Annotated in this window: 25 protein-coding genes; 17 read left to right on the top strand and 8 right to left on the bottom strand. The window is 69.6% G+C overall.

Annotated features, from left to right (window positions below):
• Positions 1-21: 21 nt before the first annotated feature.
• Together DA69_RS11800 and DA69_RS11795 are read right to left on the bottom strand one after the other, a co-directional pair.
• Positions 22-477 carry an OmpA family protein gene (locus DA69_RS11800; RefSeq protein ID WP_235599157.1) on the bottom strand — a complete coding sequence of 152 codons (456 nt, stop codon included), beginning with the start codon at positions 475-477 and terminating at the stop codon, positions 22-24.
• A gap of 128 nt (positions 478-605) precedes the next feature.
• The gene (locus DA69_RS11795) at positions 606-959 is read right to left on the bottom strand and encodes a YMGG-like glycine zipper-containing protein (protein ID WP_025976520.1); all 354 of its coding nucleotides are present in this window, start codon (positions 957-959) and stop codon (positions 606-608) included.
• Between the two features lie 155 nt (positions 960-1,114).
• On the opposite strand from DA69_RS11795, the gene DA69_RS11790 reads away from it, so the two are divergent.
• Together DA69_RS11790 and DA69_RS11785 are read left to right on the top strand one after the other, a co-directional pair.
• Positions 1,115-2,098 (top strand): diacylglycerol/lipid kinase family protein, encoded by a 984-nt coding sequence (locus tag DA69_RS11790; RefSeq protein ID WP_029972349.1) that lies wholly within the window; start codon positions 1,115-1,117, stop codon positions 2,096-2,098.
• The gene (locus DA69_RS11785) at positions 2,098-2,886 is read left to right on the top strand and encodes a metallophosphoesterase family protein (protein ID WP_025976522.1); all 789 of its coding nucleotides are present in this window, start codon (positions 2,098-2,100) and stop codon (positions 2,884-2,886) included. Before DA69_RS11790 ends, DA69_RS11785 begins: the two co-directional genes overlap by 1 nt.
• Before the next feature lie 100 nt (positions 2,887-2,986).
• On the opposite strand, the gene DA69_RS11780 is transcribed toward DA69_RS11785, so the two are convergent.
• The 3 genes from DA69_RS11780 to DA69_RS11770 all read right to left on the bottom strand — a co-directional run bounded on the left by DA69_RS11780 (position 2,987) and on the right by DA69_RS11770 (position 4,010).
• On the bottom strand, positions 2,987-3,166 hold the full coding sequence (locus DA69_RS11780) for a DUF1328 domain-containing protein (protein ID WP_025976523.1): 180 nt from the start codon (positions 3,164-3,166) through the stop codon (positions 2,987-2,989).
• A 101-nt stretch (positions 3,167-3,267) separates the two neighbouring features.
• Positions 3,268-3,666: a hypothetical protein gene (locus DA69_RS11775; RefSeq protein WP_025976524.1), complete on the bottom strand. Its 399-nt coding sequence runs from the start codon at positions 3,664-3,666 to the stop codon at positions 3,268-3,270.
• The gene (locus DA69_RS11770) at positions 3,666-4,010 is read right to left on the bottom strand and encodes a glycine zipper domain-containing protein (protein ID WP_003167924.1); all 345 of its coding nucleotides are present in this window, start codon (positions 4,008-4,010) and stop codon (positions 3,666-3,668) included. The genes DA69_RS11775 and DA69_RS11770 overlap by 1 nt, the downstream gene beginning before the upstream one ends.
• 137 nt (positions 4,011-4,147) lie before the next feature.
• Between DA69_RS11770 and DA69_RS11765 the strand changes: the two genes are divergently transcribed.
• The 9 genes from DA69_RS11765 (at position 4,148) to DA69_RS11725 (ending at position 16,281) form a co-directional block, all read left to right on the top strand.
• Positions 4,148-4,801, top strand: a complete 654-nt coding sequence (locus tag DA69_RS11765) for a fumarylacetoacetate hydrolase family protein (RefSeq protein ID WP_025976525.1) — start codon at positions 4,148-4,150, stop codon at positions 4,799-4,801.
• Entirely contained in the window at positions 4,798-5,445 is a 648-nt protein-coding gene (gene maiA, locus DA69_RS11760) for a maleylacetoacetate isomerase (RefSeq protein WP_025976526.1), read from the top strand. The genes DA69_RS11765 and maiA overlap by 4 nt, the downstream gene beginning before the upstream one ends.
• Before the next feature lie 70 nt (positions 5,446-5,515).
• Positions 5,516-6,415 carry an aldo/keto reductase gene (locus tag DA69_RS11755; protein ID WP_235599156.1) on the top strand — a complete coding sequence of 300 codons (900 nt, stop codon included), beginning with the start codon at positions 5,516-5,518 and terminating at the stop codon, positions 6,413-6,415.
• 173 nt (positions 6,416-6,588) lie between these two features.
• Entirely contained in the window at positions 6,589-9,219 is a 2,631-nt protein-coding gene (mutS, locus tag DA69_RS11750; RefSeq protein WP_419177572.1) for a DNA mismatch repair protein MutS, read from the top strand.
• Positions 9,220-9,378: 159 nt separating this feature from the next.
• Positions 9,379-12,069: a [protein-PII] uridylyltransferase gene (glnD, locus tag DA69_RS11745; RefSeq protein WP_025976529.1), complete on the top strand. Its 2,691-nt coding sequence runs from the start codon at positions 9,379-9,381 to the stop codon at positions 12,067-12,069.
• A 30-nt stretch (positions 12,070-12,099) separates the two neighbouring features.
• Positions 12,100-13,797, top strand: coding sequence for a murein biosynthesis integral membrane protein MurJ (gene murJ, locus DA69_RS11740; RefSeq protein WP_025976530.1), 1,698 nt, complete (start codon positions 12,100-12,102; stop codon positions 13,795-13,797).
• 173 nt (positions 13,798-13,970) lie between these two features.
• Positions 13,971-15,008, top strand: a complete 1,038-nt coding sequence (gene trpS / locus DA69_RS11735) for a tryptophan--tRNA ligase (protein ID WP_025976531.1) — start codon at positions 13,971-13,973, stop codon at positions 15,006-15,008.
• Positions 15,009-15,094: 86 nt separating this feature from the next.
• Positions 15,095-15,820 (top strand): GNAT family N-acetyltransferase, encoded by a 726-nt coding sequence (locus DA69_RS11730; protein ID WP_025976532.1) that lies wholly within the window; start codon positions 15,095-15,097, stop codon positions 15,818-15,820.
• Positions 15,817-16,281, top strand: coding sequence for an OsmC family protein (locus tag DA69_RS11725; protein ID WP_025976533.1), 465 nt, complete (start codon positions 15,817-15,819; stop codon positions 16,279-16,281). The genes DA69_RS11730 and DA69_RS11725 overlap by 4 nt, the downstream gene beginning before the upstream one ends.
• Here the strand turns inward: DA69_RS11725 and DA69_RS11720 are convergent.
• Entirely contained in the window at positions 16,233-17,024 is a 792-nt protein-coding gene (locus tag DA69_RS11720; protein WP_025976534.1) for a dienelactone hydrolase family protein, read from the bottom strand. The genes DA69_RS11725 and DA69_RS11720 overlap by 49 nt on opposite strands.
• A 146-nt stretch (positions 17,025-17,170) precedes the next feature.
• Here DA69_RS11720 and DA69_RS11715 point away from each other — a divergent pair, with 146 nt between their 5' ends.
• Positions 17,171-17,746, top strand: a complete 576-nt coding sequence (locus DA69_RS11715; protein ID WP_235599155.1) for a PadR family transcriptional regulator — start codon at positions 17,171-17,173, stop codon at positions 17,744-17,746.
• A complete protein-coding gene (locus DA69_RS11710; RefSeq protein WP_025976536.1) occupies positions 17,743-18,558 on the top strand; it encodes a siderophore-interacting protein in 816 nt (271 codons plus the stop codon). The genes DA69_RS11715 and DA69_RS11710 overlap by 4 nt, the downstream gene beginning before the upstream one ends.
• A gap of 76 nt (positions 18,559-18,634) precedes the next feature.
• On the opposite strand, the gene DA69_RS11705 is transcribed toward DA69_RS11710, so the two are convergent.
• Positions 18,635-19,936 carry an OmpP1/FadL family transporter gene (locus DA69_RS11705; protein WP_025976537.1) on the bottom strand — a complete coding sequence of 434 codons (1,302 nt, stop codon included), beginning with the start codon at positions 19,934-19,936 and terminating at the stop codon, positions 18,635-18,637.
• 179 nt (positions 19,937-20,115) lie between these two features.
• Positions 20,116-20,886: a competence/damage-inducible protein A gene (locus tag DA69_RS11700; protein WP_025976538.1), complete on the bottom strand. Its 771-nt coding sequence runs from the start codon at positions 20,884-20,886 to the stop codon at positions 20,116-20,118.
• A gap of 149 nt (positions 20,887-21,035) precedes the next feature.
• Here DA69_RS11700 and map point away from each other — a divergent pair, with 149 nt between their 5' ends.
• From map to DA69_RS11680, 4 genes are read left to right on the top strand one after another with little or no spacing between them, the layout of a single operon-like run.
• A complete protein-coding gene (gene map / locus DA69_RS11695) occupies positions 21,036-21,857 on the top strand; it encodes a type I methionyl aminopeptidase (protein ID WP_025976539.1) in 822 nt (273 codons plus the stop codon).
• A gap of 26 nt (positions 21,858-21,883) precedes the next feature.
• On the top strand, positions 21,884-22,624 hold the full coding sequence (gene radC, locus DA69_RS11690; protein ID WP_025976540.1) for a RadC family protein: 741 nt from the start codon (positions 21,884-21,886) through the stop codon (positions 22,622-22,624).
• Entirely contained in the window at positions 22,621-23,187 is a 567-nt protein-coding gene (locus DA69_RS11685; RefSeq protein WP_025976541.1) for a GNAT family N-acetyltransferase, read from the top strand. Before radC ends, DA69_RS11685 begins: the two co-directional genes overlap by 4 nt.
• Positions 23,188-23,242: 55 nt before the next feature.
• Complete coding sequence (locus DA69_RS11680) at positions 23,243-23,485, top strand: BolA family protein (protein ID WP_025976542.1); 243 nt, start codon at positions 23,243-23,245, stop codon at positions 23,483-23,485.
• The last annotated feature ends 3 nt before the right edge of the window (positions 23,486-23,488 follow it).

Below are 23,488 nucleotides of genomic sequence, written 5' to 3'. Positions count from 1 at the left end.
CGCAGCGGACGGCCCAAGGCCTCATCGCGGGGCGACGACCTCGATCAGCACCTCGGTGCGGCGGCGCAAGGGGTCGTTGACCCCGCCCACGACCGCGCCGTCCGCCCCGGCGGCCTCAATGTCGAAGGCGGGGGCGGGCAGGCCGGCGCCGGCCAGGGCCTCGGCGACGGCGCGGGCGCGCCGTTCGGAAATGCTCTGATTGGCGGCCGCCGTGCCGCTGCGGGCGTCGGCCAGGCCGGTCACCTTGACGTGCTTGATCTGGCAGCCCTGAAGCTGGGTCGCGGTCATGCCGATGGCCATGCGGGCGGCGTCGGTCAGGGTGGCTTGATCGGGGACGAAATAGACTTCGAACCGTTTGTCGGCGCAGGCCGACGGGTCGCTGACCAGATCGCTGCGCTGCTTATAACCGCTGGTGGCGGCGCAACCGGCGGCGGTCAGGCCCAGGGCCATCATAACGACTGCGGAAACACGCTTCATCTCAGCCCCCTCGCGCGCGCCGTGCGGCGTGCGCTGCCTTCAGCAAAAAAGGGCGACCCGCGCCGTGCGGATCGCCCTTTCAAGATTGTCCCGAAAACGCTTCGGGCGCCAGAGGCTATACGCCGGGATCAGTAACGGCGCTGGCCGTTCTCCCAGTAGCACTCGCTCTGGCGGTTGTCGTAGCAGTAGTAGTAGCGGCCCTGATTGTCGCGGTAGCGCTGCTGGTTGTTGCGGTCCTGGCTGGAGCCGCGGATGGCGCCGGCGGCGCCGCCGGCCAGGGCGCCGATGGCCGCGCCCGTCGCTGCGTTGCCGCCGCCGACGTTGTTGCCGATGATGGCGCCGGCCACGGCGCCCAGACCGGCGCCGACGGCGCCCTGGCGAACGGCCTGGCTCGAGCCGGCGCCGCCGCCGTAATACGGGTCGCTGGCGCAGGCGGTCACCAGAAGACCGGCGCCGGCAATGGCGAGAATCGCCTTGTTCATGGTTCTGTCCTTCATCCCTTAGGGGGCACCCCTGAAGCTTCGATAACGCAGGGCGAACAAGGCGGTTCCGAGGCCGAACGGCGTAAGCTTTACTTTGAATCGCGGCGTGGGTTCGCAGAAGGGGAACCGCCCGTGTGCGCAGGCGTTCGCCGCCCATGAACACTGACGCTCAGAACGACGCCTCGCCTGCGCCGAACGCGGTTGAAACCGGAGCGCCGCCGCCCGGCGATGCGGCGCAGGGGCGGCGGCCGCTGACGGGGGAGGCCCGGCTGGAGCGGGTCGTCATCCTGGTCAATCCGCTGTCGGGCGGTGTTGGAGGTCAGGCGGCCGAAGAAGCCGGCGCCATCCTGGCCGAATACCCCCTCGAGGCCGAGGTGGTGGTGCTGGAGGGCGCGCGCATCGCCGAGCAGATCGCCGAAGCGCTGGCGGCCAAGCCGGACGTGCTGTTCATCCTGGCGGGCGACGGGACGGCGCGGTCTGTCGCCGCCCGAGCCGGCGCCGACGGCCCCCTGATCGCGCCCCTGCCGGGCGGGACGATGAACATGCTGCCCAAGGCTCTGTACGGCACCGGCGACTGGAAGAAGGCGCTGCGCCTGGCGCTGGAGGAAGGGGCGCCTTTGGCTGTGGCCGGCGGAGAGGTCGAGGGCGAGGCCTTCTATTGCGCGGCCATCCTGGGCTCGCCCGCCCTGTGGGCCCCGGCGCGCGAGGCCATTCGCGAGGGCAAGCTGAAGATGGCCTGGACCTATGGTCGGCGGGCGCTGAAGAAGGCTTTTTCCGGCCGGGTGCGCTATGCCCTGGACGGCGGCCAGAAACAAAAGGCCGAGGCGCTGGTGCTGATCAGTCCGCTGATCTCCAAGGCGATGCAGAAGAACGACGGGCTGGAGGCTGCGGCCATGAATACGGGGGACGCGGCCCAGGCCTTCCGCCTGGCCGCCCATGCTCTGTTCGACGACTGGCGTCATGATCCCAACGTCACCACGCGCCCGGCGCGCCGCATCGTGGTCGAGGCCCGTTCGCGCGTCCCGGCGGTGATCGACGGCGAACCCATGCTGTTGGGTCGCGAGGCGGCGGTGCGCTTCCTGCCGCGCGCCTTCATGGCGCTGGCGCCCAAGCCTGCGGCCGCCGAGGATAGCGTCTAGTGGGGGTCGTCCTCCAGTTTTCCGACATTCATTTCGGTTGCGAGCATGAACATGCGGTGGCCGCCGCCGCCGATTACGCCCACGCTGTCGCGCCGGATCTGACCCTGATCACCGGCGACATCACGCAAAAGGGCTATCCGGCCGAGTTCGCGGCGGCCGGGGAATGGATCCGGGCGCTGCCCAAGCCGGTCTTCGTCACCGTCGGCAATCACGACGTGCCCTATTGGGACGTGATGGCGCGGCTGTTCTGGCCCTGGCGGGCGTTTGAACAGGCGACGGGCCACCCTGCGCACGATCATGAGTTCCGCTCGGATCGCCTGATGGTCCGCGGGGTCACCACAGCGCGTGGCTGGCAGGCCCGTCTTAACTGGTCCAAGGGGGTGATCGACCTGGACCAGACGCGCCGAGCGGCGGACGCCCTGCGCCAGGCGTCGCCGGGCGCCCTGCGGGTGCTGGCCTGTCATCACCCGCTCATTGAAATGATCGGCGCGCCGATGACCGGCGAGGTCAAGCGCGGCGAGCGGGCGGCCCGCATCTTCGCCGACGCAGGCGTCGACCTGATCGTGACCGGCCACGTCCATGTGCCGTTCGCCCTGCCGGTCGACGTGGGCGACAACTGCTCCTACGCCGTCGGCTGCGGGACCCTGTCGCATCGGGAGCGCGGGGCGCCGCCCAGCTTCAACCGAATCGAATGGGATGAGGAGGCCGTGACGGTGTCGGCCGTGGCCTGGGACGGGCGGCGGTTCGCCGATCATCAGACCTGGCGCCTGCCGCGTCGTCGTCCCTGAAGTTCTAGCCCCTGAAGCTCTAGTCCTGAAGCTGGTCCAGCCACGAAAAAGGGCCGCGACGCCAAGGTCGCGGCCCTGATTTTCTAAGCAGCAGCGGGCGCTAGATGCGCGGTCCGCCGCGGCCCCTGATGCCGCCCACCACCAGGGAGACGACGAACAGGATCACCGCAATAATGGCGATGAATTTGGCGATTTCAAACGACATGCCCGAGATGCCGCCGAAGCCGAGAACGGCTGCGACCAAGGCGATGATGAAGAAAATAATAGCCCAGCGAAGCATAGGCGAACCCTCCTTAAGATGTTGACGGGAGCGAGCTTTCGACCACTCCCGTCGTCAGCGCCGCTTGCTTGAAACAACGCGGCGGAGGCTTGGCTGTTCCGTTAGCGCCGACGGCGAACCCTGCTTTTTTCGGTAAAGGCGGCCGCCACCATTGTCGCCAGCGCGGGATTGCGCAGGAAGATGAAGCCGCCGGCCAGGGCCGCGACGGCGCCCAGAACCGGACGCTGCTGGAACAGATGCAGGGCGCGAGCGCCCAAACCCTCAGGCTCCGCGTCTTCCTCATCATCGTCGTCGCCGCGGGCGCGGCGCACGAACACCAGGGCGACGATCGCCGCGATGAGGGCGAACAGCAACGCCGTCAGGGCAGCGGCGATCACGGGGATCACAACCAGCAACAGCAGGTAGTAGACCGTGGCCCCCAAGGCGACGATGGACACGAAGGCCGCGCCGGCGGCGACGAACGTCGCCACCGCGCGGTTGATGAGCCCCCGGCCGATCATCAGCGCCGACGCCCGGCCAGCAGCAAGCCCAGCACGACGCCGACGCCCAGCGCGATGGCCGTCGACTGAATCGGACGCTCCTGCACCCGTTCGACGACATAGCGTTGGGCCTCGTCGAACTTCTCGGCGGCGTCGTCGTAATATTCACGACCGCGCACCTTGGCGTCGTCGTAGTAGCCGCGCGCCTTTTCGCGCAGTTCCTCGCCCTGCTCGCGCAGGCGGGCTTCGGCCTCGGAGGCCTTTTCCTTCAGACGCTGGGTTTCCTCACGGGCGCCGGCCTTGAGGTCCTCCTTCAGGGTCTTGAGGTCGTTCTTGATGTCTTCACGAGCCTTGGACGTGGCCATGATGCGCGCTCCGCTCCTTGTGTAAGCTTGACGATTAAATAGAGAAGCCCTGCCCGGAACGCCACACCGACGATCAAGGTTCCTGCAGCGCGGCTTCCCATCTGGCGCGCCGCGCGCCACGCTTCTAGAACAGCGCCATGACCCAATGGTTGGTCCCTCCCGCTCCGACGCCTTCCTTGCCGATCGACGGCGAGGCGCGCCGCCTGCCCGTGCGGCGCATCCTGTGCGTCGGCCAAAACTACGCCGCCCATGCCCGCGAGATGGGGGCCGACCCGGCCAAGCCCGCCCCCTTCTTCTTCGCCAAGCCGAGCGACGCCCTGGTCGCGGACGGGGCGGACCCGGCCTATCCGCCGGCGACGCAGAACCTGCATTACGAAGTCGAACTGGTCGTGGCGCTCGGCGAAGACGCCCGGCCGATCGGCTGGGCCGTCGGCGTCGATCTGACCCGGCGCGATCTTCAGGCGGAAGCGAAAGCCAAGGGGCGGCCGTGGGAGGCGGGCAAGGCCTTCGACCAGTCGGCGCCCTGCGGCGCCCTAAGTCTGACGCCGCCCGCGCCGGATGCGGTCATTGAGCTGAAGGTCAACGGCGCGGTGCGTCAGTCCAGTCGGCTGTCGGACATGATCTGGGACGTCGACGGCGTCCTGTCCAAGGCGGCCGAACTGTGGACGCTGAAACCCGGCGACCTGATCTTCACCGGAACGCCCGAAGGGGTCGGTCCCCTGAGCCCCGGCGATCGGGTCGAGGCGGTCATCGTGGGCCTGCCCCCGCTCAGCTTCACGGTGCAATCATGATCCTGCATGGCTACTGGCGCTCGGGCACCAGCTACCGCACCCGCATCGCCCTCAATCTGAAAAAGCTGGAGTATCGACAGGCGCCGCTGGACCTGCGCACGGGCGCGCAGAAGTCCGACGCCTACCTCAGGCTCAATCCGCAGGGGCTGGTCCCGGCGCTGGAAACCGACGACGGGCTGGTGCTGACCCAGAGCTCGGCCATCCTGGAGTGGCTGGAGGAAACCCATCCTGAGCCGCCCCTGCTGCCGTCGGACGCGGCGGGCCGGGCGCAGGTGCGGGCGATGGCGGCGTTGATCGGCTGCGACATCCATCCGCTCAACAATCTGCGGGTTCTGAAGGCGGTGCGAGGCCTGACCTCCGATGGAATGGGCGCCGATCAGACGAGTGTGGACGCCTGGGCCGGTCAGTGGATCATCGACGGCTTCACGGCGCTCGAGACCCTGGTCGTGCGCCACGGCGACGGCTGGTGCTTCGGCGGGGCGCCGACTTTGGCGGACTGCTATCTGATCCCGCAGCTTTATTCGGCGCGGCGGTTCCACGTCGATCTGGCGGCCTTCCCCCGCTTGCTGGAGATCGAGGCGCGCGCCGAAGTCCACCCCGCCTTCATCGCCGCCCTGCCGGAAAACCAGCCGGATGCGGATTAAGCGTCTTCGTTCACCAACGACCTTGATTTCGGTCAATCTCCCTTAAGCTTTGAGACGGATGATCGGGGTCGTGAGATTCGCCGTTCCGCCCTCTCCGGCCGACAAACTCGCCATCGCCCTGGTGGTCGAGCCTGATCGGTCTCGCCCGTTGCCGCCCGGCCAGCGGGAGGAGGCGACGCGCCATCTGCTGCAGACCGCAGGCGACGCCGGGATCGGCCTGGTGGCCACCCGGCCCGAAGGCGATGTCGAGCGCATGCTGGGCCAGGCCTGGCCCTTCCCCTCGCCCTTCCGCGTCACCGTGCGCACCGTGCCCCTGGCCGACGGTCTGGACCGGGTCGAGGCGCGCGCCCGCCGCTCGCTGGAGCGTATGGGCTTGCCGCGCGGCGACGCTGTTCTGGTGCAGAACGCTGGCGATCTGGCCGGCGCCGAGGGCCGCGTCCTGTGGGACCGGCTGCAGGCGCTGAAGGATCGCGGCGTCTTCCGCAAGGTCGGCTTCATCGCCACGGTCGAGGACGGCCCGGCCTTGCTGGCGCGCCGCTTCCAGCCCGACGTGGTGCAACTGACCTGCAACATCCTGGATCAGCGCGCGGCGCGTTCCGGCGTCATCGCCGCTCTGGCCAGCCAAGGGATTGAAGTGCATCTGGCCTCGGTCTTTGCGCAGGGCCTGCTGTTCGCCAACCGCGAGAGCCTGCCGCCCGAACTGGCCGCCCACGGCATAGCCCTGTCCCGCACGCGCCGCCGTCTGGCCGAGGCGCGGGTCGATCCGATGCAGGCGGCCCTGGCCTACGCCCTGACCCTGCCGGGCGTGGCCTCGGTCATCGCCAGCGTGGCCTCATCAGCCGAACTGCGCGCCATCATCGCCGCCTCCCACGCCCCGCGCCCCGACATCGACTGGGACGCCCTGGCGCTGGACGAGACCCCCGCCGCCCTGGCCTCGCGCCCGCGCCTGCGCCTCGTCAGCGCGGCCTGATCCACAAAGCTGTCCACAGGCGGTCCTTCGCCTGTGCATGAGGGGCGCCGCCCGCGCTTGAGGCCGCCGTCCCGATCCGCCACCCTGCGGGTCAGATGAACGCGCCGCTTTCCCATCCCCCCAAGACCTTGGCCAAAACCGACCTCAAGCCTGACGCCGGAACCACGCCGGTCATGGCCCAATACCTGTCGGTCAAGGCTACACAGCCCGACGCCATGCTGTTCTTCCGCATGGGCGACTTCTACGAACTGTTCTTCGAGGACGCGCAGAAGGCGGCGGCGGCGCTGGGCATCGCCCTGACCAAACGCGGCAAGCACCAGGGCGAGGACATCCCCATGGCCGGGGTGCCGGTCCACGCCATGGACGGCTATCTGGCGCGGCTGATCCGTCAGGGCTTCAAGGTCGCCGTCTGCGAACAGCTGGAAGACCCGGCCGAGGCGAAGAAGCGCGGCTCCAAGGCCGTGGTCCACCGCGACATCGTGCGGGTGGTGACGCCCGGCACACTGACCGAGGACACGCTGCTGGACGCGCGCGGCGCCAACCGGCTGGCGGCCGTGGCGATCCGCAAGGGCAGGGCCGCCGTGGCGGTGGTCGAGCTGTCGGCGGGCGTGGTGGATTCGGTCGCCTGCGAACTCAACGATCTGGGCGCGGCGTTGGCGGCGTTCCGGCCGTCCGAGGTGCTGGTTCCCGACCGCCTGTTCTCGGACGAGACGATGAAAGGGGCGCTGGACGGTTCCGGCGGGGTGGTCCAGGCCATGCCCCAGGCCCTGGCCGAGCCGGTCGGGGCGAAGGACCGGGTGCAGCGGCTCTACGGCGTCTCGGCGCTGGACGGTTTCGGGGCCTTCGAAGAGGTCGAGATTTCGGCCCTGGGCCTGATCGCCGCCTATCTGGAGACGACGCAGGCGGGCAGGATTCCCGCCCTGACCCCGCCGCGCCGCTCGGGCGAGAGCGGCTTTCTCGCTATCGATCCGGCGACGCGCCTCAGCTTAGAGATCGACCGCACACAACGGGGCGAGCGCGACGGCAGTCTGCTGCACGCCATCGACCGCACCGTGACCTCGGGCGGGGCGCGGGCGCTGGCCGAACGCATCTCGCGGCCCTTGCGCGATCCGGCGGCGATCAACGCCGGGCTGGACGCCGTGGAGTGGTTGTTGGAGCGGCGCGATCTGCGACGCGACCTGCGCGACGCCTTGCGCGCCTCGGCCGATGTGGCGCGGGCGACCTCGCGCCTGGCTCTGGGCCGCGGCGGGCCGCGCGATCTGGCGGCGATCCGCTCGGGGTTGACGACGGCGCAGGGCCTGAGCGCCCTGTTCGCCGCCTGCGCCAACGACCCGCTGACCGGGCCGCCGGCGCGAGTCACGGCCTGCCTCGACCGGCTAGCGCTTGAGGGCGAGCTGTCGCACCTTCTGGCCGAACTGGCCGACGGCTTGATGGATGAGCCGCCGCATCTGGCGCGCGATGGCGGCTATGTGAACCCCGGCCATCGGCCCGAACTGGACGCCGCCCGCACCCTGCGCGACGACAGCCGCAAGATCATCGCCGAGCTGGAAGCCAAGGCGGTCGCCGACAGCGGCGTCGCCTTCAAGGTGCGCCACAACGCCGTCCTCGGCTATTTCCTCGAGACCAGCGCCAAGGCGGCCGAAGGCCTGTTGCGCGCCGGGCCGGACAGCCCCTTCATCCACCGCCAGACCCTGGCCAATCAGGTGCGCTTCACCACGGTCGAACTGTCCGAGCTGGACGCCAAGATCAGCCAGGCCGGGCACCGCGCCCTGGCCATCGAGGCCGACACCTTCGAGGGCTGGCGCCGCGAGGTCGCACGTCTGGCCGGGCCGCTGCAGGGCGCAGCCGAGGCCCTGGCCGAACTGGACGCCCACGCCGCCCTGGCCGAATGGGCCGAAGAGGTCGGGGCCGTGCGCCCCAGCGTCGATGACAGCCTGTGCTTCGCCGTCGAGGCGGGCCGCCACCCGGTGGTCGAGGCGGCGGTGAAGGCGCAGGGCCAGCCCTATACGCCGAACAACTGCCAGCTGGCGGGCGACGGCGTCGGGGCCTCGCGCCTGTCCATCGTCACGGGACCGAACATGGCGGGCAAGTCGACCTTCCTGCGCCAGAACGCCCTGCTGGTGGTGCTGGCGCAGGCCGGGGCCTTCGTGCCGGCGCGGTCGATGAAGCTGGGCGTGGTCGACCGTCTGTTCAGTCGCGTCGGGGCCGGCGACGATCTGGCGCGCGGCCGCTCCACCTTCATGATGGAGATGGTCGAGACGGCCGCCATCCTGACCCAGGCGACGGAGCGCAGCTTCGTCGTGCTGGACGAGATCGGGCGCGGCACCGCCACCTACGACGGCCTGGCCATCGCCTGGGCCACGGCCGAGGCCCTGCACGAGACCAACCGCGCGCGCACCCTGTTCGCCACCCACTATCATGAGCTGGCGCGGCTGGAGGAGCGGCTGGACCACGTCTGCAACCTGTCGATGAAGGCCAAGGAGTGGAACGGCGAACTGGTCTTCCTGCACGAGGCGGCGCCCGGGGCGGCGGATCGTTCTTACGGCGTGCAGGTGGCGCGTCTGGCGGGGGTGCCAACCGCCGTCGTCGGCCGCGCCCGCGAGGTGCTGGAGCGGCTGGAGAATGAAAAAGCGGCGACCGCCCGTCTGGACGACCTGCCGCTGTTCGCCGCCGCCGCCGAACCGCCCCCGCCGCCGATGAAGTCCCTGCTGGACGAGGCCATCGCCGCCATCGACCCTGATGACCTGACCCCGCGCGAGGCGCTGGAGGCGCTGTATCGGCTGAAGGGGCTGGCTAAGACCTAAAAAACCACTCATCCCGGCGGACGCCGGGACCCAGTGAGAGCTTCGTCCTCCATCGGTGAGATGAAGCTGCCAGTGTCCAAGCGAGCGCTTGAAGCAAAGGACTGGGTCCCGGCGTCCGCCGGGATGAGCGGTAGATAGGGAGCGTGCTATGTTTCTTCCGTGACCGCCTCGCCCCCGCTCCCGTCCGCTGTTCTCGACGCCGCCTCGGCGCCGGACCCGCGCGCCGCCGTCACCGCGCTTTTGCGTGAAAGTTTGGACGCCGACCGCGCCCGCGCCGCCCGCCGCGCCGAAAGCGCCGCCGACGGCGCCGAAGCGGCGCGCCTCTACGCCGAGGCCGCCGACGCCCTGCTCACCAGCCTGTGGCGGTTCGCGACCGAACAGGTCCATCCGGCCCCGGACGAACGGCTGACCTTGCTGGCGGTCGGCGGCTATGGGCGCGGGGGGCTGGCGCCGTTTTCGGACCTCGACCTGTTGTTCCTGCGGCCGGGGCAGGCGATCAGTCCGCGCGCCCAGGCGGTGGTCGAGTTCGTCCACTATGTCCTGTGGGATCTGGGGTTGAAGGTCGGCTCGGCCTTCCGCTCCATCGGCGAGACTCTGGCTCTGGCGCGCGACGACATGACGGTGCGCACCACCTTGCTGGAGGCGCGGGTGCTGGCGGGGGATGCAGGCCTGGGCGAAAGCCTGCTGAAGCGGTTCCGTAGCGAAGTCGCCCGCGCCGACCCGCGCCCCTTCATCGCCGCCAAGATGTCCGAGCGCGACGTGCGCCTGCAGAAAACCGGCGCCGTCCGCTACCGCGTTGAGCCCAATATCAAGGACGGCAAGGGCGGTCTTCGCGACCTCAACACCCTGTTCTGGATCGCCCGCTCCCTGGCGCCCGACAGCGAGCGAGGGCAGGCGGCGCTGGAGGGCCTGCTGACCGCCCGAGAGCTGCGCAGCTTCCGCGAGGCGATCGGGTTCCTGTGGCGGGTGCGCATCCTGCTGCATCTGGTCGCGGGAAGGCCTGAGGAAAAGCTGACCTTCGACGTCCAGCCCGAGATCGCCCGGCGCATGGGCTGGCGCGGGCGCGGCGACGAACTGGCGGTCGAGCGCTTCATGCGCCGCTATTTCCAGGTCGCGCGCGAGGTCGGCGCCCTGACCCGCGCCGTCTCGGCCCAGCTGGAGGCGCGCCAGCAGAAGAAGGCGGAAGGGCTGGCGCGCGGCCTGTCGCGGCTGATCCGCCGCCGCCGGGTCAGGCTCGCCTTTGACGGCCTGGCGGTGGAGGAGGGGCGGCTGACCGTGACGGGCGCCAATGTCTTCGCCCGGGACCCGGCGCGGCTGCTGATGCTGTTCGTCGAGGCGGACCGGCTGGACCTGGACCTGCATCCTGACGCCTTCGCCGCCGTGATCCGCTCGCTGACGCTGGTGACGCCCGCCCTGCGGCGCGACCCGCGCGCGGCCGAGGCGTTCCTGACGGTGCTGGCGCATGGCCAGCGGCCCTATCGCGTCCTGTCGATCATGAACGAGACGGGGTTGCTGGGACGCTTCCTGCCCGAATGGGGACGAATCGTCGGCCAGACCCAGTTCAACATGTACCATGCCTATACGGTGGACGAGCACACCCTGCAGGCGGTGGGCGTCATCAACGACATCGCGCGCGGCAAGCTGAAGGCCGACCACCCGGCCTCGACCGCCATCGTGCCCCGCATCGCCGATATCGAGGCGCTGATGCTGGCCATGCTGCTGCACGACGTGGGCAAGGGCGGCGACCGGGGCCAGTTGGAGGACGGGGCCATCGCCGCGCGCCGGGCCTGCGAGCGGCTGGGCGTCGATCCGCGCCGGATCGAGCTGGTCGTCTGGCTGGTGCGCCATCATCTGCTGATGAGCGACTACGCCCAGAAGCGCGACGTGTCCGATCCCTCGACCGTGCGCGCCTTCGCTGAAGCGGTAGGGGATCCAGAGCGCCTGCGCATGCTGATGGTGCTGACCGTGGCCGACATCCGCGCCGTCGGGCCGGGGGTGTGGAACGGCTGGAAAGGGCAGTTGATGCGCGCTCTGTTCGAGGCCACCGAGGCCCTGTTCCGGGGCGACGCCGTGACGCGCGAAGACCCTCTGGCTGACCATCCGGCCCTGGTCGAACGGGCGCGGCGAGAGGGAGCGGCGGTCGAGGCCTTGCCCGCCGAGGGGCCGCTGGAATCCACCGCCCGCGTGGCCGTGGCGGCGCGCGACCGGCCCGGCCTGTTCGCCGATCTGGCGGCCACGCTGTCGATGGCCGGCGCCGACGTGGTGGGCGCGCGGCTGGCCACGGCCGAGGACGGCATGGCGCTGGACGTGTTCGAGATTCAGGACGGGGCGGGCGAACCCTATGGCGGGCGCGAGCCGCGACGGCTGGCCATTCTGGTCAAGGCGATGGAGCGGGCGGTGCTGAAAGGGGCGCGGACCTCGGCCATGCAGGCGCCGCGCGTCAGCGCCCGCCGCGCCGTCTTCGATGTGCGGCCGGTGGTGCGCATCGACGCCGACACCGGGACCAGCGCCGTGGTGGTCGAGGTGTCCGGCGCCGACCGGCCTGGCCTGCTGGCGGATCTGGCGCGGACGATCTCGATGCACGGCTATTCGACCCGCTCGGCCCACGTCGCCAGCTTCGGCGAGCGGGCGGTGGACGGCTTCTACATCACCGACGCCGACGGCCGGAAACCCAAGGACAAGGCGAAGCTGGAGGCCTTGAAGGCGGACCTGCTGGAGGTGCTGGATCGCGCGCCGCAAGGCCCCGCCGGGCGCAGCATCACCCCTGTGCGCGCCAGCGTGCGCGATGTGTCGGATCTGGAAGGCGCGCTGGGCCGCTCGCCCGTATCCAGCGGCCCGCAGGCGCGCTAAGGCGTTTCGGGACCGAGCGCAGGAACAGCCGTGAACGATAACACCGATCCCATCGAACCGGCCGCGCCGATCTCTGCCGCAAACGCCACGGTCGAGCCGGTGGTCCAGCCGCCGGCCTCCGCTGCGACGGCCAAGCCCAAGGCGGGCGGGGTGGCGCGGTCTTCCGCCATCTTCAGCGCCATGACCCTGCTCAGCCGTCTGGCCGGGTTCGCGCGCGACCTGGTCATCACGGCGGCGCTGGGCGCCTCGGCCGGACCGGCGGCCGACGCCTATTACACGGCGCTGAACTTCCCCAATCTGTTCCGGCGCATCTTCGCCGAAGGGGCCTTCGCCGCCGCCTTCGTGCCCGCCTACGCCAAGACGCTGAAGAGCGAGGGGGAGGCGGCGGCCGACAAGGTGGCGACGGACGCCCTGGCCGCCGTGGCCGCCGTCACCGTGGCCCTGACCCTGGTCGCCCAGCTGGCCATGCCGTGGCTGATGACGGTCATCAACATCGGTTTCCTGGATGATCCGGCCCGCTTCAAGCTGGCGGTGATCCTGACCCAAATCACCATGCCCTACCTGCCCTGCATGGCCATCGCCGCCCTGCTTAGCGGGGTGCTGAACGCGAGGGGGCGGTTCATCGTTTCGGGCGCCTATCCGATCCTGCTGAACCTGATCATGCTGGCCGCCGTCATCCCGGTGAAGGGCGATCAGATCGAGGCCGCCTACGCCGCCTCCTGGGCCGTGCTGGTCGCGGGCGTGGCGCAGGCGGGCCTGTGCTGGTGGGCGGCGCGCAGGGCGGGGGCGAACATCCGCCTCAGCCCGCCGAAAATGACGCCGGCGGTGAAGGCCATCATCATCACCGCCGTTCCCGCCGCCATCGGCAACAGCGCCACCCAGATCAACGTCTTCATCTCCGGCAACCTGTCCAGCTTCGTCGACGGCGGGCGCACCTGGCTGGCGACGGCGGACCGGCTGTACCAGCTGCCGCTGGGTCTGGTCGGGGTGGCGATCGGCATCGCCCTTCTGCCCAAGCTGTCGTCGGCGGTGGCCTCCAGGGACCACGCTCAGCAGCAGGCGTCGATGGACGAGGCGTTGATCCTGTCCATGGCCCTGACTCTGCCGGCGGCGGCGGCCCTGATGGCCATGCCCTACTTCCTGATCGACGCCCTGTTCACGCGCGGCGCCTTCTTGCAGGTCGACGCCGTCAACACCGCTCGGGCTCTGCTGCATTTCGGCTGGGGCGTGCCCGCCTTCGTGCTGATCCGCATTCTGGCCCCTGCCTTCTTTGCGCGGGGCGACACGCGCCGGCCCATGGTCTTCGCCCTGACCTCGGTGGCGGTGAACGCCGTGCTGGCCATCGGCCTGTTCAACCTGGGCATGGGGGTGGCCGGCATCGCCGCGGCGGTCAGCGCCTCGGCCTGGACCAATGTGCTGCTTCTGGGCGCAACCCTGTGGCGGCGCGAGCACTACCGGCCCAGCCCGCGCGCCGTCTGGCGTCTGGGCCGCATCGCCCTGGCCAGCGCGGGGCTGGCGGCGGTGGTCGGCGCGGCGTCCTGGGCGCGGCCGATGCTGCAGGCGCCGGTCGCCGACCTGCTGGCGATGGCGGGTTCGAGCCACGGCGCCAAGGAGATCACCCTGCTGCTGGTCGTTGCGGCGGGCGGCCTGGCCTATGTCGCGCTGGCCTTCCTGACGCGCGCCGTGACGATGGCCGAGGTCAAGGGCCTGGTGCGGCGGTCGCGGTGAGCTTGCCCTTCGCAGCCCGAACCGATAAGCGCGAGGGCATGGCGCTTTCGGGACGATTTCTCGCTCACGGACGATGGCGCGGCTGATCCGCCGCCCCGGGCGTCCGCACGCCCGCCTTTCGCACGCGAAACCGTGCGCCGACATTCGCCTTTCGACTTCCGAGATTCGCTATCATGACTGACCAGACCCCGGCCCAATACACCGGCCCGCGCCGCATCCTGTCCGGCATCCAGGCCTCGGGCGCCCTGCACCTGGGCAACTATCTGGGCGCGCTGAAACGCTTCACTGAACTTCAGGAGACGGGCGCGCCCCTGTTCGTCTTCGTCGCCGACATGCACGCCATCACCGTGTGGCAGGAGCCCGAGAAGCTGGCCGCCCAGACGCGCGAGATCGCGGCGGCCTATCTGGCCTCGGGCCTGGACCCGGCCAAGGCCGTCATCTTTCCGCAGTCAGCCGTGCCCGCCCACGCCGAACTGGCCTGGATCTTCAACTGCGTCGGCCGCCTCGGCTGGCTCGACCGGATGACCCAGTTCAAGGAGAAGTCGGGCAAGCACAAGGAACGCTCCAGCGTCGGCCTCTACACCTATCCGGTGCTGCAGGCGGCGGACATCCTGCTCTACAAGGCGACCGAGGTGCCGGTCGGCGAGGACCAGAAGCAGCATCTGGAGCTGACCCGCGACATCGCCCAGAAGTTCAACAACGACTTCGGGACGCCCGGCTACTTCCCCCTGCCCGAGCCGCTGATCCAGGGGCCGGCGACGCGGGTGATGTCCCTGCGCGACGGCGCGGCCAAGATGTCCAAGTCCGACCCCTCGGACCTGTCGCGCATCAATCTGACCGACGACGCCGACGCCATCGCCAACAAGGTCCGCAAGGCCAAGACCGACATGGAGCCGCTGCCGGAAACGGTCGAGGGCCTGGAAGGCCGGCCCGAGGCCAAGAACCTGGTGGCCATCTACGCCGCCCTGGCCGACACGACGCGCGAGGCGGTGCTGGCCGAGTTCGCGGGTCAGGGCTTCGGCGCCTTCAAGCCGAAGCTGGCCGAGCTGGCTGTGTCGTCGATGGCCAATGTCACCGCCGAAATGCGCCGCCTGATGGCCGACCCGGCCGAGATCGACCGCGCCCTGGCCGCCGGCGCCGAAAAGGCGCGCGAAGTGGCCGAGCCGACCATCGCCGAGGTCAAGAAGATCGTCGGCTTCTGGCAGGGTTGAGGCTTCTGGGCTGAGCGGCGGGTTTCGGACGCGGCGTTGCGAGTCTCGCTTCCGTCGCCGCGCCGTCGCGCCTAGAGCGTCGAGGCATGAGCCATCCTCTTGATCGGGCGGTGTTCAACGCCCTGACCACGCGTCTGTCGCCTTTCGCCACGCCGGATTCCGGAGCGGCCGCCGTGCGCATCGACCCTGAGATCGGGGTGTTCCTGGCGGCGGCCGACGCGACGCCGGACAGCCGCCGGGCGCTGACCGAGCTGGACCGCCGCCATCCCGGCGGGGGGCTGGTCGAGCGCGAGGACGGGCCGATGGTCGACGTCCTGCCCGACGGCGCCGTGATCGCCGCGCGGGTCGGCCTGGTGCAGATGACGGCGACGGCCCTGACGCCCCTCGGCTTGGAAGGCCCGCGGCTGGACGACGTCATCGAGGTGCTGGACGAGGCTGACGCGCCGGCGATGCTGGCGCTGGCGACCCTGACGCGGCCTGGTCCCTTCCGCTCGCAGACGCGCAAGCTGGGTCCGTTCATCGGCGTCAAGCGCGAGGGCGAGCTGGTCGCCATGGCGGGGCGGCGGCTGCGGGTGGACGGTTTCACCGAACTGAGCGGCGTCTGCACCCACCCGGATCATCGCGGCCAAGGCTATGCGGCGGCTCTGTCGCGCGCGGTGGTCGGCGAGGTTTTGGCCTCCGGCGAGGCGGCCTTCCTGCACGCCTTCGCCGAGCATGAGGCGACGATCGCCTTCTATCGCGGCCTGGGATTTCAGGCCCGGGCGCGCATGACCTATACCTTGCTGGGCGAGGCTCAGGAGGAGCGGACATGAGCGTGCATCGGGCGACGGTCGAATGGCGCCGAGGCGAGCAGCCGTTCAGCGACAACAAATACGGTCGCGGCCATGACTGGCGCTTCGACGGCGGGGCCGTGGTGCGCGGTTCGTCCGCGCCCTCGGCCCTGTTGCCGCCGCCCCTGTCGGACGAGACGGCGGTCGATCCCGAGGAAGCCCTGGTCGCCGCCCTGTCCAGCTGCCACATGCTGTTCTTCCTGGCCTACGCCCGCAAGGACGGCTTCATCGTCGACAGCTATCGCGACGACGCCGAGGGAACGCTGGGCCAGGACGAGCGCGGCAGGGTGTCGATCACCGAGGTGACGCTGCGCCCCTCCGTCATCTGGTCAGGCGACACGTCGCCGGACGCGGCGGCCCTCGCCGAGCTGCACCATCGCGCCCACGACAGCTGCTACATCGCCAACTCGATCCGCGCCGAGGTCAGGATCGAGCCTCGCTGACCTGAGCCGCGGTGCTGCAGGAAGGCTCCGAACCGGCGCAGGGCCTCCTCGGTCAGGTCGGGGTGGTGGCGCATCGGCCCGTTGTTGGTCGGTTCGTCAAAGGCGTGGGTGCCGTCTGCGACCCAGCTTTCGACCTGCGCCCCGCCCGCGCGGATCATGGAGTTGACCCGTTCCGCGTTGCGCACCGTCGTCAGGTGATCGCGCCCCGCCGTCAGGGCCAGGACGCGCGGGTGATGGCGCCACGGCTTCATCCGGTTGAAGGCCCACGGGCCGATATAGGCATAGGCCAGAAACACGGCCTTGACCCCTGACAGGGCGACGGCGTCCGGGTCGGCGACGCCTAGGCGGCGCGGGGCGGGCGTCTCGCTCATCATCTCCATGATGGCCCATCCGCCGTGGCTCCAGCCCGCCAGGGCCAGTTGGGAAGCCTCCACGTCCGGCCGCTGCGACAGGCCGTGGATGGCGGCCAGGACATCGCCGGCCCGCTCATATCCCCGGAACAGCACGCCGGTGCACACCGTGGTCAGCGTCAACGCCCGGCCCCAGCCGCGCGGACCATAGGAATCGATGATGGCGGCGCGCCAGCCGGCCGCTTTCGCCGCCTCGGCATAGCGCGGGAGATGGCTGCGCAGACCGCCGCAACCGTGGAACAGCAGGACCGTCGGGCGCGGGCGGTCGTCGTCAGGTCCGACGATCTGCACATGCGGCTGCAACCGAGCCCAGCGGGCGGCGATGGTGTCCATCCCTGCAATCTAGGGCGCCGTTTTTTTCAGGGAAGGGGTCTTGCGCCTGGCTTATTCAGATATATCTGTTTGCCAGTTCGATATATCTAAATGAGAGAAAAGAAGAGATGAGAGGGTCCAAGAGGATTGGAAGGCGCGGCCACGGCATGGGCCAGCACGGACCCGAGCGCGGCTTGGGTTGCGGCGGCTACGGCCGGACGATGCGCCCGGAAGCCCGGCGGACGGGCGAGGGCCGGATGCGCGGCGAGGGTCACGGACGACGCGGCGGCGGCCGCATGTTCGAACACGGCGCCCTGCGTTGGGTGCTGCTGTCGCTGATCGCGGACAAGCCCAGCCACGGTTATGAACTGATCAGGGCCATCGAGGCGCGAGTAGGCGGGGCCTATGCGCCCAGCCCCGGCGTCATCTATCCCAGCCTCGCGCTGCTGGAAGACATGGGCGCCGTGAACGCCGTCGCCGACGGCGGCAAGAAGCGCTACGCCGTCACCGACGAAGGCCGTCGCCTGCTGGTGGAAAACGCCGAGGCCCTGGCCCACGCCGAGCGCAAGATGAAGGCCTTGGGCGGCCGCGCCGACCGGCCGGCGCGCATCGCCCAGGCCATCGAGGCCTTCCGCGCCGCGACGCATGATCGCCTGACCCAGGAGCCGCCGCTCAGCGAAGCCCAGGTCGAGGCTCTGGCCGACATGATCGAAGCCGCAGCCGAAAAGGTGAGACAGGCATGAGCAACGCCCTGTTGCGACAACCGCGCCGCGTGCGCCATGAGCTGAAATTCCGCCGCGCCCGTGTCGAAGCCGTCGAGCAGCTGACCCCGGTCCTCAAGCGCGTCGTGTTGACCGGCGACGAACTGGAGGGCTTCTTCAGCCCCGGTTTCGACGACCACGTGAAGATCTTCCCCGCGCCGCGCGGCGAGCCGCTGGTGCTGCCGACGCTGGGGCCCGACGGGCCGGTGTTCCCGGACCCCCGGCCGGTGGCGCGCGACTACACTCCGCGCCTCTTCGACGCCGCCAATCGTCGGCTGACCATCGACTTCGCTGTCGGCCACGGCGGCCCGGCCACCGCCTGGGCCGAGGACGCGCAGCCCGGGGACGAGTTGGGCCTGGGCGGGCCGCGCGGGTCCTTCCTGGTCCCGACGAGCTTCGCCGAGCACCTGCTGGTCGGCGACGAGACGGCGATCCCCGCCATCGCCCGCCGTCTGGAGGAGCTGCCGAAAAGCGCGCGCGCCATCGCCTGCATCGAGGTCAACGATGCGTCCGGCGAACTGGACCTGCCCAGTCCGGCGGATGTCGAGATCGTCTGGGTCCATCGCAACGGCGGCCCGCGCGGCCGCGCCGAAGCGCTGACGGCGGCGGCGGTCGCGGCGGCGAAGCGGATCGACCCGGCCGACGCCTATGTCTGGGTCGCCTGCGAATCCTCGGTCGCCCGCTCGATGCGCGCGGCGCTGCTGGCCGCCCGGCCGTTCAACCCGAAATGGATGAAGGTCGCCGGCTACTGGCGGCTGGGCGGCGTCGGCTCGAACGATGTGATCGAGGACTGAAGGCCAGACACAAAAAACCCCTCCCCCTCGAGCGGGGGGAGGGGCGTTGGCGCCACCAAACGCGCTCAGGCGAAGATCAGAAGGCCCAGCGGGCGCCGATCGAGGCTACCAGGGCCGAACCTTCGGCCTCGCCGCGCAGGTGCGAGGTCACGGCCGCCGGGGTGCCGGCGTAGAAGGCGCGGTCGTCGCGGATCGTCGAGTCGCTGAAGGCGATGTAGGTCAGGCCTGCATCGAAGGTCACGCCCGGCGTCACCTCGGTCGACCCGCCGACCGAGAACAGCCAGCGGTCGGCGTCCGGAATGCGGGCCGTGCGCAGGCTGTCGCGGGTCGGGGTCGGGTCATAGCCGACGCCGGCGCGCAGGGTGGTCTTGTCGCTGAGGGCGTAGTCCAGGCCGATGGCGCCGGTGGTGACGTCCTTGTAGTTCTGATGGATGACGTCGCCGCCGTTCGGATATTCGACGGTGATGGCCTGGAACTCGGACCAGCCGATGCGGTTGACCTGGGCGTTCAGCGTCAGCTTGTCGTTGACGGCGTAACGCACCGAGGCCGAGGCGAACCACGGGGTGTTGAAGCTGGCCGTGCCGCTGGTGCTGACGCTGTTGGGCGCCAGGGGGCCGGTCAGGGCGATGGCGATATCCCCGTCCAGCTCATGCTCGATCTTGGAGCGGTAGGACAGGCCGAAGTCCCACGGGCCCTTGTGGACCTGGGCGCCGACATTCCAGCCGAAGTCCCAGCCGTCGCCTTCCAGCGAGGAGGAGCCGTCCGGCAGCAGGGGCGAGACCGACGGCATGGCCGAGGTCAGCTTGGCCTTGACGTACTGGGCGTTCAACCCGGCGCCGACGTCCAGCCAGTCGTTGACCTGATAGGCCAGGGTCAGGCTGGCGTCGCCCGAACGCAGCTCCGAGGTCAGGGCGTCATAGCGCGCGAAGGAGCCCTGCTCGTACTTGGTGGTGAAGTTGTACGGGGCCGCCACCGAGACGCCCAGGGCGAGGCGGTCGCCGATCGGGGTGGCGAAAGCGAAGTTCGGGACCAGGCCGCTTTCGATCGGATCAACCTCGGTGTTGCGCGGGTTGACCACCGGCACGTCCACGCCGCCCGGATAGGTGACGTAGGAACCGGTGTTGCGCACCTCTGAGTCGATCTTGATGGCGTGCAGGCCGACGGAAAGTTCGCGACCGCTGCGCGCGATCGAGGCGGGATTCCACCACAGAGAGCCGACGCCGCGATCGGCGGCCTCGCCGGAGAAGGCGCGGCCGGCGCCGCGCACGGACTGTTCCTGCAGATAGAAGGAGCCGGCGAGGGCCGGGGCCGCCACGCCCGTCATCAGGGCGGTGGTCAGAGCCAGGCCGCCGAGGCGGGCCATGTTCCTGGGGGTCATTTACGCTTCACCTATGTCGAGGGCCGGCCATTGAAAGCGGACGGCCTTTGTTCGGGGAGAGCCGCCACGCCGCCATCACAGCGTCCGTGTCATGAAAGCGTTGCGTCCAAGGCTGGTGTCGGACGGCTTCCCGGCAAAAGCGTGGCGCAAAAGGTGCGCAATTTCACACCTTAGTGAGGTTACGTAGGGGCAATTTCGATGCCTGCCGAACGCAGGTCGGCGGATAAATCGTGTTCCGCCGCGTCAACTTCGGGCTGGTTCCTCCCGCGGATGACCAGCTGGGTGCCGATCTCGCTGGGCTTATGGTCCCCGCTGAAGCCGAAAGGGTAGGAGCCGAAGGACAGGTGAGGCCGCGCCTCAGCGGCGGCGCGCAGGATGTCGGCCACCGCGCCTTCGCCCACGCCGGTGACGCGAAGGCTGCGGCTATGCACCGGAGAGCCGGTCTTCAGGCGCGGCGCCACGTCGTCGAGCATGGCCTCCATGATCTTGGGCACGCCCGCCATGACGAAGACGTTGTCGACCTGGAAGCCGGGCGCGCCGCTGACCGGATTGGCGATCAGGACGCCGCCTTCAGGCACGCGGGCCATGCGGCGGCGGGCGGCGTTGAACTCGCCGGGCGCATAGCGGCGCTCGAGGATGGCGAGCGCCTCGGGGTGTTCGCTGACCGGCACGCCGAAGGCCGCGCCGACGGCGTCGGCGGTGATGTCGTCGTGGGTCGGGCCGATGCCGCCGGTGGTGAAGACATAGTCGTGCGCGGCGCGCAGGGCGTTCAGTGCCGCGACGATCTGGTCCTGACGGTCGCCGACCACCCGGGCCTCCATCAGATCGACGCCCAGCGGGGCCAGGAAGCGGGCCAGGGTGTTCATATTGCTGTCACGGGTGCGGCCTGACAGGATTTCATCGCCGATGATCAGGACGGCGGCGGTGGGAGAGGGCGAGAGCTTGGACATGGCCCCTAGATAGGAAACCAAGGCCCCTGCGTCAGCGGCGAACCCTGACGGGCTTGAGGTTTTGTGCTAGTCTGACCATCTGAAGTCCTGAAAGCCGTTTCTTCGCCCGGTCCGCCTGATTGCGGAGCGCGCCTCCCCGAAAGCCAAGCATGTACGAGACCCCCGACCTGGAAACCGACGTCTTCGTCCGCAGCCACGAAATCCGCATCTATGACGCGGAAGGGTTCGAGGGCATGCGCAAGGCCGGCCGCCTGGTCGCCGAGGCGCTGGACATGATCGGCGAGCATGTGAAGCCGGGCGTGACCACGGGCGAGCTGGACGATCTGGTGCGCGAGTTCACCCTGGACAACGGCGGCACGCCCGCCTGCCTGGGCTACAAGGGCTACACCAAGACGGTCTGCACCTCGATCAACCACGTCGTCTGCCACGGCATTCCCGGCGACAAGGTCCTGAAGGAAGGCGACATCGTCAACATCGACCACACCGTGATCGTCGACGGTTGGCATGGCGATTCGAGCCGCATGTATGCGGTCGGCGAGATCAACGCCCGCGCCAAGCGGCTGATCGACGTCACCTATGACTCGCTGGATCTCGGCCTGGCCCAGATCAAGCCGGGCAACACCTTCGGCGACATCGGGTTCGCCATCCAGAAATTCGTCGAGGCCCAGCGCATGAGCGTAGTGCGCGACTTCTGCGGCCACGGCATCGGCCGGGTCTTCCACGACAGCCCCAACGTCCTGCACTACGGCCGTCGCGGCGAGGGCGCGGTGTTGAAGCCGGGCATGTTCTTCACCGTCGAGCCGATGGTGAATCTGGGCAAGCCGGCCGTGAAGGTGCTGTCGGACGGCTGGACCGCCGTGACCCGCGACAAATCGCTGTCGTCGCAGTGCGAACACTCGATCGGCGTGACCGAGGACGGGCTGGAAATCTTCACCGCCTCGCCCAAGGGCCTGTTCCGCCCGAAATTCTGAGCTAGTCTCCCCCTCGGGGGAGGCTGATGCTCGATCAACCGCCAGAAAAATCGTCGGAACCCAAGGCCAAGCCGCACCACGCCGGCCATCGCGAGCGGCTGCGCGAACGCGCGCGCACGGCGGGCCTGCATCATCTGCCCGACTATGAGCTGCTGGAGCTCTTCCTGTTCCGCAGCCAGCCGCAGGGCGACGTCAAGCCGGTGGCCAAGGCCCTGCTGACCCGGTTCGGGTCGCTGGCGGCGGTGCTGGCGGCCTCGGTCGAGGATCTGATGACGGTCAAGGCCGAGGATTCGCGCGGTCGGGCCAAGGGGGTGGGCGCCGAGACGGCGCTGGACCTGGCCGCCTTGCATGAAGTCTCGCGCCGGGTGGCCAAGGAGGAGGCGAACCGGCGCACCGTCATCTCGTCGTGGACGGCGCTGCTGGCCTATGTGCGCCTGTCGCTGCAGCATGAACCGCGCGAGCAGTTCCGCGTCCTTTACCTCGACAAGAAGAACCAGCTGATCCTCGACGAAATCCAGAACCGGGGCACGGTCGACCACGCCCCCGTCTATCCGCGCGAGGTGGTGCGCCGGGCGCTGGAGCTGTCGGCCAGCGCCATGATCATCGTGCACAACCACCCCTCGGGCGATCCGACGCCCAGCCGGGCGGACATCGACATGACCAAGCAGGTGATCGAAGCGGCGCGCGCCCTCAGCGTCACCGTGCATGACCATCTGATCGTCGGCCGCGAAGGCGTGGCCAGCTTCAAGCAATTGGGACTGATGTGACTGTGCTTTCGACTGAGCGTTTGACGCTGACGCCCGTCGCCGCGGGCGACATGGACGACCTGACCGCCCTGTGGGCCGACGCCGATTTCACCCGCCATATCATGGGGCGCGGCCTGTCGGAGGAGGAGGTCTGGTTTCGCCTGCTGCGCGATGTCGGCCACTGGCAGGTCAAGGGCTATGGCAACTGGTCGATCCGCGAGACGGCGACGGGCGCCTATGTCGGCAGCGTCGGCGTGCTGGACTATCGTCGCGACATGACGCCGCCGTTCGATGCGCCGGAGCTCGGCTGGGGCGTGGCGCCGGCCTTTCAGGGGCGCAGCATGGCGCGCGAGGCCTTGCAGGCGGCGCTGGCCTGGACGGACAAGCACAGGGCTGAGCCGCGCACCGTCTGTATGATCTCCCCCGACAACGCCGCCTCCATCCGTCTGGCGGAACGGGTCGGCTACCGCCCCTATGGCCATGCCGACTACAAGGGCTCGGTCGTCACCCTGTTCGAGCGGGTCAAAGGCGGGCCGACCGAGGCGGTTGGAGGGGCGGCTGACAGGACCGGCGGGGCCGGGTAAGCTTTACATTCTCGGGCCGGTTCGCCGCCCCGTCGCCTTCCGGAGTGCTTTTCCCATGCCCATGTCCGCCGACGATCTTCGCGCCCATCTGACCGAGGCCTTCCCCGACGCGGACATCGCCATCGAGGATCTGGCCGGCGACGGCGACCACTATCGCGCCCGCATCGTGTCCGAGGCGTTTCGCGGTCTGAACCGGGTGCGCCAGCACCAGCTCGTCTATGCGGCGTTGAAGGGCAAGATGGGCGGCGAACTGCACGCTCTGGCGCTGGAGACCTCGACCCCGATCGAGGCGGGCTGACCC

The organism is Brevundimonas naejangsanensis, from assembly GCF_000635915.2.
In the GTDB taxonomy this organism is placed as follows: Bacteria; Pseudomonadota; Alphaproteobacteria; order Caulobacterales; family Caulobacteraceae; genus Brevundimonas; species Brevundimonas sanguinis.
The sequence above is the reverse complement of the archived record's forward strand: the minus strand, read 5'-3'. Positions and strand labels throughout refer to the sequence as shown.